The 14,354-nt window shown below is 64.8% G+C and carries 18 protein-coding genes; 6 read left to right on the top strand and 12 right to left on the bottom strand.

Annotation, left to right across the window (positions count from 1 at the left end; translation table 11 throughout):
• Nucleotides 1-22: 22 nt before the first annotated feature.
• The 4 genes from ACQPY4_RS28675 to ACQPY4_RS28660 all read right to left on the bottom strand — a co-directional run bounded on the left by ACQPY4_RS28675 (nucleotide 23) and on the right by ACQPY4_RS28660 (nucleotide 3,943).
• Entirely contained in the window at nucleotides 23-193 is a 171-nt protein-coding gene (locus tag ACQPY4_RS28675) for a hypothetical protein (protein WP_433325992.1), read from the bottom strand.
• Nucleotides 194-427: 234 nt separating this feature from the next.
• Complete coding sequence (locus ACQPY4_RS28670; protein WP_433325990.1) at nucleotides 428-619, bottom strand: helix-turn-helix domain-containing protein; 192 nt, start codon at nucleotides 617-619, stop codon at nucleotides 428-430.
• Between the two features lie 1,850 nt (nucleotides 620-2,469).
• The gene (locus ACQPY4_RS28665) at nucleotides 2,470-3,336 is read right to left on the bottom strand and encodes a helix-turn-helix domain-containing protein (RefSeq protein WP_433325988.1); all 867 of its coding nucleotides are present in this window, start codon (nucleotides 3,334-3,336) and stop codon (nucleotides 2,470-2,472) included.
• A gap of 295 nt (nucleotides 3,337-3,631) precedes the next feature.
• Complete coding sequence (locus tag ACQPY4_RS28660; protein WP_433325986.1) at nucleotides 3,632-3,943, bottom strand: hypothetical protein; 312 nt, start codon at nucleotides 3,941-3,943, stop codon at nucleotides 3,632-3,634.
• 252 nt (nucleotides 3,944-4,195) lie between these two features.
• On the opposite strand from ACQPY4_RS28660, the gene ACQPY4_RS28655 reads away from it, so the two are divergent.
• Nucleotides 4,196-5,536, top strand: a complete 1,341-nt coding sequence (locus ACQPY4_RS28655) for a hypothetical protein (RefSeq protein ID WP_433325984.1) — start codon at nucleotides 4,196-4,198, stop codon at nucleotides 5,534-5,536.
• 478 nt (nucleotides 5,537-6,014) lie between these two features.
• Complete coding sequence (locus ACQPY4_RS28650; RefSeq protein ID WP_433325982.1) at nucleotides 6,015-6,257, top strand: hypothetical protein; 243 nt, start codon at nucleotides 6,015-6,017, stop codon at nucleotides 6,255-6,257.
• 277 nt (nucleotides 6,258-6,534) lie between these two features.
• Here the strand turns inward: ACQPY4_RS28650 and ACQPY4_RS28645 are convergent, their stop codons facing one another.
• Complete coding sequence (locus ACQPY4_RS28645; protein ID WP_433325980.1) at nucleotides 6,535-7,932, bottom strand: tetratricopeptide repeat protein; 1,398 nt, start codon at nucleotides 7,930-7,932, stop codon at nucleotides 6,535-6,537.
• A gap of 366 nt (nucleotides 7,933-8,298) precedes the next feature.
• On the opposite strand from ACQPY4_RS28645, the gene ACQPY4_RS28640 reads away from it, so the two are divergent.
• From ACQPY4_RS28640 to ACQPY4_RS28630, 3 genes are read left to right on the top strand one after another with little or no spacing between them, the layout of a single operon-like run.
• Nucleotides 8,299-9,162, top strand: coding sequence for a hypothetical protein (locus ACQPY4_RS28640; RefSeq protein WP_433325978.1), 864 nt, complete (start codon nucleotides 8,299-8,301; stop codon nucleotides 9,160-9,162).
• A complete protein-coding gene (locus ACQPY4_RS28635) occupies nucleotides 9,159-9,665 on the top strand; it encodes a hypothetical protein (RefSeq protein ID WP_433325976.1) in 507 nt (168 codons plus the stop codon). The genes ACQPY4_RS28640 and ACQPY4_RS28635 overlap by 4 nt, the downstream gene beginning before the upstream one ends.
• 13 nt (nucleotides 9,666-9,678) lie before the next feature.
• Nucleotides 9,679-9,993 carry a hypothetical protein gene (locus ACQPY4_RS28630; RefSeq protein ID WP_433325974.1) on the top strand — a complete coding sequence of 105 codons (315 nt, stop codon included), beginning with the start codon at nucleotides 9,679-9,681 and terminating at the stop codon, nucleotides 9,991-9,993.
• On the opposite strand, the gene ACQPY4_RS28625 is transcribed toward ACQPY4_RS28630, so the two are convergent.
• The 6 genes from ACQPY4_RS28625 to ACQPY4_RS28600 form a co-directional block, all read right to left on the bottom strand.
• Nucleotides 9,988-10,425: a VOC family protein gene (locus tag ACQPY4_RS28625; RefSeq protein ID WP_433325972.1), complete on the bottom strand. Its 438-nt coding sequence runs from the start codon at nucleotides 10,423-10,425 to the stop codon at nucleotides 9,988-9,990. The genes ACQPY4_RS28630 and ACQPY4_RS28625 overlap by 6 nt on opposite strands.
• Before the next feature lie 139 nt (nucleotides 10,426-10,564).
• Complete coding sequence (locus ACQPY4_RS28620; RefSeq protein ID WP_433325970.1) at nucleotides 10,565-11,467, bottom strand: NADP-dependent oxidoreductase; 903 nt, start codon at nucleotides 11,465-11,467, stop codon at nucleotides 10,565-10,567.
• A gap of 135 nt (nucleotides 11,468-11,602) precedes the next feature.
• Nucleotides 11,603-12,013, bottom strand: coding sequence for a DMT family transporter (locus ACQPY4_RS28615; protein ID WP_433325968.1), 411 nt, complete (start codon nucleotides 12,011-12,013; stop codon nucleotides 11,603-11,605).
• A 30-nt stretch (nucleotides 12,014-12,043) separates the two neighbouring features.
• Nucleotides 12,044-12,364: a DMT family transporter gene (locus ACQPY4_RS28610; RefSeq protein WP_433325966.1), complete on the bottom strand. Its 321-nt coding sequence runs from the start codon at nucleotides 12,362-12,364 to the stop codon at nucleotides 12,044-12,046.
• 23 nt (nucleotides 12,365-12,387) lie between these two features.
• Nucleotides 12,388-12,861 carry a deaminase gene (locus tag ACQPY4_RS28605; protein ID WP_433325964.1) on the bottom strand — a complete coding sequence of 158 codons (474 nt, stop codon included), beginning with the start codon at nucleotides 12,859-12,861 and terminating at the stop codon, nucleotides 12,388-12,390.
• Nucleotides 12,858-13,454 carry a DsbA family oxidoreductase gene (locus tag ACQPY4_RS28600; protein WP_433325962.1) on the bottom strand — a complete coding sequence of 199 codons (597 nt, stop codon included), beginning with the start codon at nucleotides 13,452-13,454 and terminating at the stop codon, nucleotides 12,858-12,860. The genes ACQPY4_RS28605 and ACQPY4_RS28600 overlap by 4 nt, the downstream gene beginning before the upstream one ends.
• A gap of 115 nt (nucleotides 13,455-13,569) precedes the next feature.
• Between ACQPY4_RS28600 and ACQPY4_RS28595 the strand changes: the two genes are divergently transcribed.
• Nucleotides 13,570-13,947: a MerR family transcriptional regulator gene (locus tag ACQPY4_RS28595; RefSeq protein ID WP_433325960.1), complete on the top strand. Its 378-nt coding sequence runs from the start codon at nucleotides 13,570-13,572 to the stop codon at nucleotides 13,945-13,947.
• A 37-nt stretch (nucleotides 13,948-13,984) separates the two neighbouring features.
• Here ACQPY4_RS28595 and ACQPY4_RS28590 read toward each other — a convergent pair whose 3' ends face one another.
• Nucleotides 13,985-14,206, bottom strand: a complete 222-nt coding sequence (locus ACQPY4_RS28590; protein ID WP_433325958.1) for a hypothetical protein — start codon at nucleotides 14,204-14,206, stop codon at nucleotides 13,985-13,987.
• Between the last annotated feature and the right edge of the window lie 148 nt (nucleotides 14,207-14,354).

Below are 14,354 nucleotides of genomic sequence, written 5' to 3'. Positions count from 1 at the left end.
CCGCTGGGGGCCGTTCCTCTTTTCAGCCGTCGTCGCGGGTCTGTGCTTTCCATTCCTTGATCAGGATCGTCTTTATGACCTCGGTGACCGTTGTGAATTGATCTTCGGCTTGAGAGTCCAGCCATGCCTTGAGTTCGACGGGAAGCCGGACGGTGACGCTCGCCGTGGGCCGTCCAACTCTTCTAGGGGTCATGTCCGACAGTGTCTTACAGTGTCTTGCGGAACACAAGGAGCCTCACGTGGCCAGTTTGGGCGCCATGGCTGCGGCCCGGCTGGTCGATGGGCACGGTCGCCCGTTAGTCCCTCGCCCTGTTGTGACCTGTGTTTGCCACTTGCTTCCTCCTCTTGGTCGGCCCCGTACGGCCCTCAGGGGGCCGTAGCGGACTGTTTGGGGCTTTCTCATTTGAAGGTTTGGCCGGGGAGGTCGCTAGGCGGCTTCCTCGTCGTTCTGGTGGCGTTCGATGAAGGCCAGAACTTCGGCATGGGTGATGAATCGGCACCGGCCGACTTTGTAGCTCCGGAGCGCGCCTCGCTTCATCAGTCGAAAGCCTTCGCTACGGCTGATCTTCAGCCGGGCGAAAGCCTCGTCCAGCCGGTAAACCAGGTCGTTCTCGGCCATGGTCAGCACCTCGTGGTCCGTGGGGATCTCAGGGAATCTTGGCGATTCTCCTTCGGGTCAACGGCAGTCGGTGGGCCGACTCATCCCCATGATCGGAGCCATAGGCGTCATCCTGCACACTTCAGGAGGTTTGGAGCCCTTCAGCCCCTATGGCGTCGAAGGGTTGCTTGACAGGACTATCTCTAAAGAATCTTGAAAATCTTCAACTGAAGGCAGCCTGAACCGGGTGCTCTGCGGAGCACATGCGTTCTCAGTAATTCCTGAGCTTTGGGTCCGGGGGGCGCACGCAACTCAGCGACACCAAACTGTCGCTACCCACCCGGCCGTGGGACGCCTTGGTGCGCTTGAGGGAATCCGCGCTGCTTGGCTGTGTGCTGAGCGGTGTTGGTGTCGCCTTCGGTTACCACGCACCAGCAGCCCTCAGTTCCTCTCTAACGAGGTAGGCCCCTCAAAGGGGGCCCGCACCCTGAGGATGCGACTGTTCGCGTCTGGGGCGGTCTCTCAAGCCCAGGGAACCCGCATCGCTCAGCCACGTACAAGTCCGGCGTTGGTGTCGCACCACATCAACGCGTGATCTTTGAAGAGTGCAGGCCCTAGCGAAGCGGCTGGGTCGGGCTGAAGCCAAGACCTGCTGAGCTTGGAACGATCTTGTGTTCGTTAAGGAACCTGCATCGCGTTCCACGCAACACAACCCGTGTTGGTGACGCATCGTTCAGCCACTGTACGTTTCCCTGTTTAGAAGGAAGGGGAGCCCTGGGGGGCTCCTCCTAAGTTCTGTCCGAAGGACGCCGGTACAGGCTGTTGACACCAACACTGGTGATCACGGGGTTGAGGTAGCTGGGTTCCTTAACGTGCTTCAAGATCCGTTCCACGCACAAGATCCCTTAGATACAGGAGGAGCCCCTTAGGGGGCTCCCATCTTGGGTCATAAGTGGTTGCTGAGGTACGCGTTCCAGTGAGGGTATAGCGAGGGCAGTGGTTTCCCGAACCCGAGCCACCAGACCGACGTTCGGTGTACCGAAACTATCTTCGCCATCCGGTACCGGCCCGGCCGCTTCGCTGGGCCTTCACATTTTCTTAGAACCTTTTGAACGACCGTCCAGTGCTTCCGTCTCTAGGGAAACGCGGCGATCATGGAGTTTATTCCGGTTTTATGGGATGTTGAAAGTAAACTTTAGGTAAAGCCCTGTAGGCCCGTGCGCAGTGGAAGGGCCGGTGATGCCTCAGAGGGCACCTCTGTGCTTGGGATGATCTTGTAGGCGTTAAGGAACCCCGCATCGTTCACCCCCGTGACCACTGGTGTTGGTGTCGGGGTGTCTCAGCTCCCCAAGGGGGCTTTGGGGACGTCATCATCTGTCGCGGAGATCACCGTGCTTCGCGGACGCCGGTCCCGGAGTTGCTCGCTGGCCTGTCCTGGCCCCTCACACGGGCCGTTACGCACAAAACCCTGCGCCCCTGGACGTGCAAGCCAGCGACAGGCCGCTTGGCCTCGTGATCATTAGAGGGGTGGGTCTCACTCCTTAAGTTTTCTCCAGCGGCATCCCAAAGGTGAAGATCTGGTCGAACCAGGCGAACGAAAATCGCTTGGTACAGAAACGAGTACGGCCAGGGAAGTGCAGGCGCAGGCATGAGGCCCTCACAGGGGGGATGTGCGTCTCTGAATAGCCTCCTAGGCCCCCTCAGGGGCCTGAGAGGACCTTCGTCCCCGTCCTCGGTGGGTGCGGGCGCTCAGAGGCTTCCTGAGGGCCGAGTGGAAGATCCGGCGTAACGATGGAGGTGGATGATTGGATCAACTCCAGGTCACGCTGGACCGTGGAGGGCCTTTACTGGGCCTCCGGGCGCCGTCGTCATCATCGGTTCCGGAGATCGTCGGCCAAATCGGTCAGCAGACCGAGACTTGTTGTCGCAGAAAGCGCGATCTCCCGAAGATTCTTATACTGCCTGCGATATTTCCCCACTCTCTCGGGCTTGATGTGTACGACGTGTTGGCCCAAGGTTTCAGCGAACACTATTGATGGGTCGCTAGGATCTGGGAAGTTGTAGATGGAAAACCCCGACGTTGGCAGTATGTGGCCCGAGAAGTCAGCAGTTAGGGGCAGTATGCGGATAGTGACGCGAGGGTGGCGCGTTGCCATCTCAACCAAGTGGCGAAGCTGGCTGACCATGACCGGAAGCGGTGCGGTCGGTCGCCGAATAGCAATCTCGTCGATTACGACCTCATATCGGGGACCTTCTGGGGCCAAGAATTGCTCCTGACGGCGAAGTTGCGCTTCCAGTGCTCGCTCAGGAGTGAATGAAAATTCACTTCTGGCTAAGGCAGTCTTGATGGCGGAGTGGATGTAGTTGCGAGATTGAAGAACGCTTGGAATCGCGAACTGACTGAACTCGCGGACCTCCGTTGCTCCTGATTCTGCGTCCGTAAACAAGCGCTGGCTGTAGTCCATAGCGTCACTGAAACCGGTCCACCACCCCTTTTCGGCGGCGCCTCGGGCGACGTCGATGATCTCATCCCGTTTGTCGCCTTTGACCTCCAGGCAGTCGAGGATCTTCATGATCTCGGCGAGGTTGGGACGGATATGGGCGTTCTCCAACTTGGAGACTTTCATGCGGGAGACGTGCAGAAGGTCCGAGAGGCTTTCGGCGGTCAGGCCGCGCTCCTCACGCAAGGCGCGCAACTCGACGGCCAAACGATGGCGACGCACGAACGGGCTGTTCACCGGAGTTCCTCCACCACACCCATTAGGAAATAGGTCATATCGCGCTACCTCTCGCGTGGCGTGAACGCGGACGGAGACGGCGCCTGGCGGGCGCCAAGCCGCTCCAGAACGCGCGCCAACGCGGCCGGTGAGGTCGCTTCCACTAGGCGGTCACGTCCCGCTCTGTCGCGCGCTAGGGCCCACCATGCGCCGGTGAACTCGCCCCACCACGCGCACGCATCGGGGAAGCGGCGCCGTAGTTCCGCGTCGATGCGGTCCGGGTCGAGGATGGGCGCCGCCCACGGCGCCGTCGTTGTCACCGCTCCGCCCCCGCTCCGACAGGGCGATCAGCGAGATTTCCCAGAATGACCATGGTCGCGTCGGTGATCCGGTCGGCGGGTGCGATCGGATCACCCCACGACGTCCAGAACCACAACCGCCCGCCGTCTTCCTCACGGGCACGGCACGTGATCGTGTCGCCCACATGCGGGACCTCGGCGCAACAGCCCGCCACGCGCGGGTTCGTTACCTGCAACCCCTCACGCGTCAACTCCACCGTGAAACCGCGCGCCCCCAGATGCGCCCCAAGCGCCGCAAGCGGGTCAGGTTCGCTCGTACGCTCTGCCATGGGCCGGAACCACCTTCCGGTCAAGGCCCCGGGAGCGGTGTTGAGCGCACCGTCCGGGGCCGTTTTGTGTCCAGGGGCGAGGGCGCGCACCGCGTGTTGCTCGTCGGACCACACGGGAAGTGGCCGGTACGCGCCCCCGCTACAGACAGTGAATCCATGACGCACGCCACAAAGGCAGAGGAGAATACCCACGGAGGGACCCGAAGACTTCGTCTCCGCGTGTCTGCGGCTTCGAGCCAGAGGTGCACACCGATGACCGTCCAACAACACAAGCCACGTCCCGCATGGGCCGTCCGAATCCAGGACGAACGCCAGGAACGCGGCTGGAGCAAACACGAGATGGCCCGCCGGTTGTACGCCGCCAAATGGCACACACCGCCGACCCCCGACCAGGTCGTCAACCTCGCAAGCCAGATCCGCGCATGGGAGAAGGGGCAACACTTCCCCCGTGACTGGGCAGACGCCTACGCCACCGCCTACGCCATCCCCCTCGACGCCCTGTTCCCCGGCCCGCTCCAGGGCTCAATCGCGCTACCCCCGGGTACCGTGGATCAGAGTCCTACTCCCGACCAGGGGGACGACGACATGGAACGTCGCGCACTGCTGCAACTCCTCGCCGCGCTCGGTGCCGGGACGGCTGTTCCTGCCGATGCCCTCGAAGCGGTCCGCACCCGTCTTGACGGAACCGTCGCTACGACAGTCCCGGATGCCAACGAATGGGAATCGGTCGCATGGGAGTACGGGCACACCTTGTTGACCGTCCCCGCCAACGTGGTCATCACCCGGCTTGCCGTTGACGTCGTTGAGATACGCCGCGTCCTCGAACGCGCCCGCACCCCCGCCACCAGAGCCGGACTCCAACGCGCCAGCGCACAGACCGCCGCCGTCATGGCTATGGCATTGCACGACACCGGCGACCTACCTGCCGCGTGGCGCTGGTGGCGCACCGCCCGCCACGCCGCCGACGCCTCCGGGGATCGCGACCTAGCCGTCTGGACGCGCGCCAGGGAAGCCCATAACGGTCGATACGGGCTCCGCCACGAAACCATCGTGACCCAACTCAACGACGCCGCCATCGCGTTGGCGGACGGCAAACCAAGCGCTGGACTCGCGTCCGCCCTCAGCAACCGCGCGGTGCTCGCCTCCGAACACGGCGACAAGACCACAGCCCTCGCAACGCTCCATCAACTGGACAAGGTCTACGGCCGCCTACCAGCATCCGTCACCGGCGACGGGAGCACAGTGTGGGGGTGGGACGAGTCCCGGCTACGGCAAGTCGAGGGAGGCACCTACAGCCGCCTAGGCCAGACCGATAGTGCGCGACCGGCGCTCACCCATGCCGCCGCGCTCTGCCCTGCGGATCGCGCCGCGTACCGTGCCTGCATCACTATGCGCATGGGGTTGTGCGACATCCATGATGGAGAGGTCAGCCACGGACTTGAGTCCGCAGTCACCGCCGTCACCGGCCTACCTCCCAAGTGGCGCGCCACCTACGTCACGCACACAGCCCACGATGTACTCGCTGGGCTGCCCGAAAAGGCACGGGCGCTTCCGGCGGCTCGGGAGTTGCGGACGCTGACCGCCGGTACCTGACCTCGGAAACGAACGACGCTCCGCTCACTCTTCGGCGCTCGTGGGAGAGAGATGCCGAGAGAGAGGCGGCTTGTGTCTCAGCGAGTACGCTTCGATCCCAGCAGGTCCCATTCGGATGGGATGGCCTGGTAGCGGCTACGGTCAGAGACTCGACGACAGCCCAGGAGACTGTGTGTGGTTGCTTCGAGTCCAATCGCGGGAGCCGAGGCGGCGTCTCCTGCTCGGTGCGCTTCGCTGCACCTTCGCCGGGGCCCGCCATGCCTTCCCGGGGGACGACCCCCGGACCCCCGGCTGTGGGGGCTCCGCCCCCACGCCCCCTTTGGGGCTTTGCCCCTCGCCCCCTTCAAGGCCCTCGCTCCGCTCGGACAGCCTCTTTTGGGGGCTCCCGCCCCCAAACCCCCGATGTGGGGGGGCTCCGCCCCACACATCCCCTCCATTCGTGCTGCCACTTTCCCTGTTTTGCGGCATGATCTCTGTCATGAGCAGAGTCACCAAACGTCTTGAGAGGGAACGCGTCGTCCATGTCGGCGATCTCCTGGAAGAGGTCGGGTTGCTGGACGCATGTCCTTACAGGCACGTCTTCGTGAAGGGCGCAAACAGGGAATGGGCTGAACTGTTCTCGGCCGTCGAACTCCTTGAGGGACGCGGCTGGGAGATAGTGGATTGGACCATTGACGGCGTCAGCGGTGACGTGGGTGCTGTGGCGCGTCGCGTCGCATAGATGTCGCCGCCACACCTCCTTAGGGCTCCGCTCCTCGCCCCCACACCCGCCTCCATTCAAGAGGCCGTATTCGGAGCGGAGGGATACCTGACCTCAGAACGGCTCGCGTGCGCCCACCCACAAACGCTGGTAACCGCCAGCCTTTGAGGGTCACCGCCACCCAGCGCAACACCGTTCCCCCGTCCCGCCAACTGCGTAGTGCGAACCGCGCCGCCTCATGCGGGGGGAGGGCCTGGGCGGCCCTGGGGGTTGGCCTTTGCTTGAGGCCTGCGGGTGCTCACGTGGTGTGCGGCTCGTCTGCCGGGCGTTCGTGTTCGGTGAGGTTGAGTACGTCGCTGTAGATGTCGCGGAGCCGTACGAGGTTGGCCGCATGCTTCTTGTCGAAGGCCACGGCGTCAAGGAGATCATCGAGCGGCTCCAGCACCGACGACAGGTAGGAGGCGCGGTGTTCCGGCTGGATCAGGGCGATGCCGTCCTGTGCGGCGGTCACCGCGGCGTCACCCTCTCCGGTGAGAGCGAGCGTGTCGGCCAGGTCGAAGAGTTTCCACGGGTCGCTGCGCTCGCTTTCCTCGACGGCGTAATGCGTCAGGTGGACGAGCCGGGCAAAGCGTGCGAGTGCCTCGGTGTGATCGGACTGATTCTCCGCACCGAGCAACAATCCGATACGCGCCGCGTTCATCAGCGGGTACACCTCGTTCCCGCTGAGGCGGGCCGCGCGATCGTAGGCGTGTTTGGCGCGCTGAAGCCGATCGCGGTCGAACATCCCCGAGCCCTGGCGCGCGAGTCGCCGGAGCGCACCACCCAGGTTCGACCATGCCTCGGCGTCGCTTTCGTCGAGTTGGACGGCTCGCTCCAGCACCTTGACCGCCTCCTCCAAGCGGCTGCCTTTGCTGAGCGTCACGCCGAGCTCGCGACAGGCCGCGGCATGTTCCTCATCGACGCGCGTTGCCCGGCGGAGTACATCGGCCGCCTTGTGGTATCGGCCCGCCTTGCGAAGTTCGACACCCAGCTCAAGGTAGGCATCGACATTCGCGGGATTGCGCTCGATCGCGCGCCGAAAGAACTCGATTCGCTGGTGCGGCGATTCCGTCGCACGTCCGGCCGCGACGAGATCCTCTCCGCGCTCGTCCTTCAGACGCTGGTTCTCGGCGTGCAGCGCGTTGAGTTCGTCCCGCGGAATACTGACAAGCGGCAGGTTTTCGCGGACCGGGCTGTCGATGCGTTTGGCGTTCGCCAGGCCATCGACGGTGGCGGCGACGATCTGCTGTTTGGCGGTGTCGAGTTCGTCGGGCATCGGGCCGTAGGGGATCACCCGCGCCGCGGACACGTTGAATTTGACCTCGTTGAGGTCCTGCGCGATCGGAACGGTCACGCTGTCCTTGAGTGCCCACCGCACACCGAGCTCAAGGTAGACGTTCGGGTTCGCCCCGGTGAGGTCGGCGATGTAGACCTCGGCATGGATCGCTTCCCCGTACATCGAGCTGTAGATCCCGCCAGTGGAGGTCTTGTCCTTCTCGATCACCAACACGGGTGTTCGGCTGACCCGCCGTCCGATCTCTTCGGCGACCGGTTCGAGCAGCTTCGCCTTGATCATGGAGATGTCCCGCCAGCGTGCCTCTTCGCCCATGGACGAGCCGGGCATGGCCACGAATATTCGGAGCGGTCCGAGAGTCACGACCCCAGTGTCCCTCAAAGACAATGGCGCAGGCGTGACCACTGGCCATTCCTGGTCCAGGGTTCGCTTCCAACGTCCTCCACTCAGTGACCGTGTGCCCTTCCGGGCCACTAGCCGCGTGTAGGGCGAGCCGCGTCGCCTCGTGTTGCCGAGCGAGGGGCTATCCGCCCAGGGGGTGGGCCATGCTTCAGTACTGCGAGGCTGTGAGCTTCGTCGCGGGCGGTGCTCGGAGCCGGGGCCTAATCGGGGATCTTGTGGTGCTCCTTTTATGGTCGGGGGTGTATCGGTTTGGTTGCTTGAGTGGTGGTTTGTCTCGGAGGGCGCTCTAATTGCGGGGGGGAGTTTCCTAGGAGCTTGCGAGGCGGCTTGAGCTGGGACTGGGACGATGTGCGTGAGGGTTGGGCGCGGGCGGAGCGGGCGGTTCAGATTCCGGCGGGGCAGCCGCTGGTGGACATGCGGCCGATGCGGCGGTTCTCGCCGCGTAGGGTGCGGGTGCCGATAGCGATCACCGGGCACAGTGGGTCGGGGAAGACGACCTTGTATGAGGCGCTTACGGGCCGGTTGGCTAGCAATTCGCATGCGACTAGTAAGAGCCAGACGGTTGAGAAGCATCGGACCTACATTCGGACCGCGAACGGGGCCGTGCGGGCGGAGGCGCATGTGCCGCCGGGGCAGTTCAGCAACCAGCGCAGGTTCGCGCTGGACGCGATGATGGAGGAGAACCGGAGGTATCCCGCCGGGGTGATCCACGCGGTGAGCTGGGGGTTCAACACCGTGTGGCCGGACGAGCTGCAGGGGGCCGCCGACGGTATTCGGACCGAGGGTGATCCGATCAACCTGGCGACGGTCACCAAGCGGAATCGGCGCGAGGAGCTGAAGAACTTCGAAGACATCTGTGAACGTCTTAAGAAGGCGTGGAACGGGCGTCGGGATGTTTGGCTTATCATTGCCGTGGCGAAATGTGACTTGTATTGGCCTCAGTTGGACGAAGTTCGCGACTACTATATTCCTGGTTCACCCGGTGGCGACTCCGACTTCGCTTACCTGCTGCGGGAGTTGGTGGACAGGGTGGGGACGTCCAACCTCAAGAGGGTCGCCGTGGTTCCGTTCAGCTGCCGTCTTGACACCTACCGATTCGGCCTTGACGTCTCCACACCGCCGGTCATGGACTCCTCGCAGACGTCGGCTCTGGTCAACCATCTGCTGTCAGTGATAGGAGAGGTGCTGTGAACGTCGAGCCTGAGGGCGGGGCGCAGAACGAGGTGGGCGGCTCCGCGGCGGTCGTCTACAACGTCAGCGGCGAGGCCGTCACCGTCTCTGTTGGCACCTCGCAGTCGGCTGTGGAGTTCGCCGCCGCGCTTGACCGTGCCGAGGGGCTCCTGCAGCAGGTCGACCGGAACAGGCTGCTGATCGGGGTGGTCTACGCGGTGCAGATCGCTGTTTTCAGTGCCTTCGTGGCGGCTGCGATGGTGATGTTCCATTTCTCTGGCGGCACCGAGGTTGCTCTGATGGTCGGTGCCGTCACGTCGATGGCGGGAGGGGGGCTGGTCGCCGTCCTCTTGCAGACTCGGTTGCTGCGGCCCTTGTTCAGCCAGCTTCGGAGAGACCAGGCGGCGATGGTCGACGCGGTCAATGCCCTGCGGGAGCAGTTGGGGTCGGTCGCGTCCGAGGCGCAATGGAGCAACAGCACCGCCCGTCTGAGCCGACTGCGCATTGAGCGCTTCCCCCTGTGAAAGAGGACGGCCGATGAGCGACCCTCCGAGCCAACGTCTCCTGGGCCTGGTGGCGAACCTTTTCCAGGTCTTGGGCGGGTGCGCGACGCTGGGCCTGGTCGCCTACGCTGCGATCCAGCGTGACGAGGCGAAATTGGACGGCCCGACCGTGGCCGCTCTTGTCACCGTCCTGCTTACGGGCCTCATTCTCGCTGCCCTGGGCCTTCGCTCCCGCTACGCCGACGGAAACGCCTTCGGGGCGGACCGAGGCAAGCACGCCACCATGGCCCTCTACGCCGGCCTTCTCATGACCAGCGTCTCCGTGGTCATCTTCGTCATTCTGCTATAGCGCATCGGCCGGAAACTGCGACGGTTGTTGGTCCTGGTGGGTGATGTTGACCATCCAGGTGATTCCGAACTGGTCGACGAGCGAGCCGGCCTCGTCGCCCCACGACTGCTTTTCCAGGGGCAACGTCACGGTGCCGTTAGCGGACAGCCTCTCGAAGTAGCTGTGGAGTTCGGCGTCGTCGCCGCCGAGGTAGACCGCAACGTTGTTGCCCGGGTGGAAGGGCATCCCCTGCCGGACGTCCCAGGCCATCAGTGTGTAGCCGTTCGGAGTGTCGAGCCGGGCGTGCATGATTCTGTCGGCCGGTGCGTCCGGCGAGCCGTACTCGGCGTACGTGCCCATTTCCAGTTCGCCGCCGAAGACGTCCCGGTAGAACTCCATCGCTTGGCGGGCGTTCCCGTTGAAGGCGATGTACGGGTTGAGCCGAGATCTCACTGATGCTCCTAGACCGTAGGGAATGACCGCTCAGGATGTCTGAGGGTGACCCTGGTAAGGCTTCCGGAAAATCACGACATCTTGTGTCGTGTATTTCGGTGGGGTCTTCGTTTGTGCTACTTGCGTCGCGGTGGCGAGGTCAGGTGATCAGTAGGACGAGCTTTCCGTGGGTGTGGCCCTGTTCGCCTGCTTGGTGGGCCTTGGCGACCTCGGTGAGGGGGAAGGTGTGCGTGGCCGGGACGGAGAAGCGGCCGGACTCGATCAGGTCGCCGATCTCGGAGAGTGAGTGGAGTGCGCGGCCGGTGTCTCCGCGGCTGAATCTCACGCCGTGCTTCTCTGCTCCGCCGACGTCGGCGACTGTGATGACGTTCTCGGGGCCGTCGGCGAGGTCGATGAGCTCGGGCAGGACGCCGCTTCCCGCGACGTCGAGTGCGAGGTCGACGCCGCGGGGTGTGAGAGCGCGAACTCTGTCGGTGAGGCCCTCGCCGTAGGTGACGGGTTCGGCGCCCAGGGAGCGGAGGTATTCGTGGTTCGGGGGGCTGGCGGTGCCGATCACGCGGGCGTGGCGGGCTACGGCGAGCTGGACGGCGGCGCTGCCCACGCTTCCGGAGGCGCCGTTGATGAGCAGTGTGCTGCCGTTGGTGACGTTGAGTTGGTCGAGCGCGCGGGTGGCCGTTTCGATGGCGGCGGGCAGTGCGGCGGCTTCGGGGAAGTCGAGCGAGGGCGGGATCGGCGCGTAGTAGGACAGGACCGCCAGCTCGGCCTGGGCTCCTTCTTCGGCGCAGAAGCCGAACACGCGATCGCCGACGGCCGCGTTCGTGACGCCCTCGCCGAGTTCGTCGACGAAGCCTGCCGCCTCGTGGCCCATGGTTTGGGGGAGCTCCTGGTCCATGAGGCCCTTGCGCTTCTTCCAGTCGCTCGGGTTGACGCCGGCAGCGCGTACCGCGATCCGGACCTGGCCGGGGCCCGGATGCGGATCGGGGAGTTCGACGACTTCGAGGACCTCCGGACCCCCGAAACGCTGGAACCGGACTGCCTTCATCACTCGCTCCGATCTTGAGCGCGGAGTGTCGTGTTGCTCATCCTTGTCTCATCTGTCCATCGGACCTCTTAGGCGGATGGTAGCTCCCGACGATTGCGCCTGACGGGCCAGGTCTACTGGAGCGGGCTGTGGACGTCATCGTGTGGTGGTCTCCGGGCTGTGGTCGGTGGCCAGTGGCGTCGAGGGCTCCTTGGTTTGCTTGGGGCGGTCGGAGAGTTTGAGCCAGACGACGCCCGCGATGATCACGGTGAGCCAGAAGGACTTGGCCGGGGTGAGGGTCTCGCTGAAGAAGACGGGGCCGAGCAGTGCGGCTCCGACGGCCCCGATACCGGCCCAGACGGCGTAGCCGATGCCTACGTCGATGGTGCGCAGGGCGACGCTCAGGGCGAAGAGCGTGAGAAGGAAGAAGATGACCGCGACGAGGGACCAGGAGAGAACGGTGAAGCCTTCGCTGCCTCCCACAGAGAGGGCGTAGCCGATTTCGAAGGCTCCGGCCAGGAGGAGGACGAGCCATGCTCGGGCGCGGTCGCTGTTCTTGGTGGGCATGAGGGTTCCTTTCGCTGAGGTGGGTTGGTATTACGCTGCGCCGCTGAGTTGGAGGCCGACTACTCCGGCGATGACGGCGGCGATGCCCAGGAGCTTGCGCCAGTCGAGGCGCTGGCCGAACAGGAGGGCGCCGAGGACGACGATTCCGACGCCCGCGACGGAGGTCCAGATCGCGTAGCCGACGCCGACGTCGAAGGTCACCAGCGCCAGGCTGAGGAGGTAGGTGGCGAGGCCGCCGCTGGCCAGGGTGGCGGTCGTCCAGGCAGGTTGGGTGAAGCCCTGGGCCTTACCGGCGGAGAGGGCGACGGTGATCTCGAAGACGACGGCGATGGCGAGGTAGAGCCAGTGCATGGTGGACGTCCTTGTGGGGTGAGTTATGAGCGGTTCAGGTCGAGGTAGCGGGTGAAAGGGGCCAGAGCTCGCTCTACGGGGAGGTGTTGGGCCGTTGCCGCGAGGGGCAGGCGGTCGGTTTGTGCGGTGTAGCCCGCGCGGTAGTCGAAGCCCCATTCGGCGGCGGTGTCGCGGTCCACGGCGAAATGGACGGCGGAGATGCCGTGCTTGGCGGCGACGCGGTAGCACAGGGCGCAGGGTTCACCGGTCGCGAGGAGTGTGACGCCTTGGAGACCGGAGCGACCGCGGGCCTGGACGGCCGTGCGGATGGCGACGATCTCGGCGTGGGCGTTGGGGTCGCCGGTCTCGCGGACGAGGTTCACGCCGGGGTCGGAGACGTAGCCGTCTTCGGCGACGATCAGGCCGACGAAAGGTATCCCGCCGGATTCGACATGGCGGACGCTGACCTCCACGGCTCCGGCCATCAGGGTCTTGAGGCGGGTCGTGTCCGTGGTCATGCGGCTGTCGCTTCGTGCAGGGCGCGGCGGAGCACGCTTTCGGTGGCGACGCCTTCGATGCGTCGGACGCCGATGATGATCGTGGGCACGACGGTGATGTCCAGCCGTGCCGACTCGGCTAGGGCGCGCCGGTGTCGTTCGGCGTACTCCTCGTCGTCGAGGGCCGCGGCGTATGCGGTCGGGTCTAGCCCGGTCTCCTGAGCGAGACGGGCCAGGATCGCTCGGTTCCCGATGTCGAGGTCGTCGCGGAAGAACGCGGTCATGACGCGACGGTGGTACGCGTTGGCTCGGCCCTGATCCGAGGCGTACTGGGCGCCGCGGAAGGCCAGCTCGGTGTACGGCTGCGGTGAGATGGTCGGCAACCGCATCGAGACCTGGTGGCGGCGTGCCATCGGGTAGACGGCACGCCGCCAGATGTCGGGCAGGTACGGGTCCTCTGGTCGGAGGGTGGGTGCTGGGTGGGGACGAAGCTCGTAAGCGTGGTGGACGACCTCGACCTCGGCCCCGTCGGTGATCATGCGTTCGATCACCTCGTCGGCGATCAGGCAGAACGGGCAGACGTAGTCCGACCACACATGGATCTGAGCAGTCATGGCGACCTCCGGGCTTCGCGAGGCGCCCCCGGCTGGGGGCGGCCCCTGAAGCTTGGAACTTCACACCGGTGTCAATTGCAAGAATGGGAGTCGCCGGACAGCCTCAGGAGGTCTCATGCGCATCGGTGAGCTGGCGGACGCCAGCGGCGTCAGCACCCGGTCCCTGCGCTACTACGAGGAGCACGGGCTCATCCGCTCCGAGCGCACCTCCGGCGGCTGGCGTGACTTCGACAGGTCCATGGTCGAGCGGGTCGTCATGATCCAGCACCTGTTCGCCGCCGGTCTGTGCAGCGCCACCATCAACGAGCTGCTGCCCTGCCTGGAGGCCCCGCCCGAGGAGCGCACAGGTGTGATGGAGGAGTTGCTCGCCCAGGAGGTCGAGCGTCTTGAGGCCAAGCGACGCGACATCGACCGCGAACTCGACACCCTGCAGGCGCTCCGCAACGAAACGGCCCTGTCCGGAAGCTCACCACCATGGGACGCCGCCGAGTAGGCCAGGTCCACTGCCGTCCTCATGGCCGCGTCTTTGATCATTTCGCGGCTCGGGTGCGCTCGCGGTTGAGGGCGTCGCGGAGGTCGTCGGCGTTGCTGCAGATCACCGTGGGATCCACCCCGTCGCGTGGGTCGTGGAGTGTGGCGATCCAGTCGCCCAGGCGGCCGTCGGAGCGGGTCGAGCGCCAGATCCGGTGCCCTGGGAAGTCGAGGCGGAGGTGGACGAGCGCCTGGTCCTCGGGGTGCGTCTGCGTGGTCATGATGGGGAACCTCACGGTTTGGTTTCTGTCGGTTACCGCCTCTCAGCTTGCTGTGATCGGACTATCGTCGGGAAGGGCTGGTTGACCAGTCAAAGAAAGCCGAAGACGTCCGATAGAAACCCGGTTTGGTTTCGTATCCACGGGAGGC

The organism is Spirillospora sp. CA-294931, assembly GCF_050946795.1.
GTDB lineage: Bacteria > Actinomycetota > Actinomycetes > Streptosporangiales > Streptosporangiaceae > Spirillospora.
This window is presented reverse-complemented; position numbering and strand designations above follow the sequence as displayed.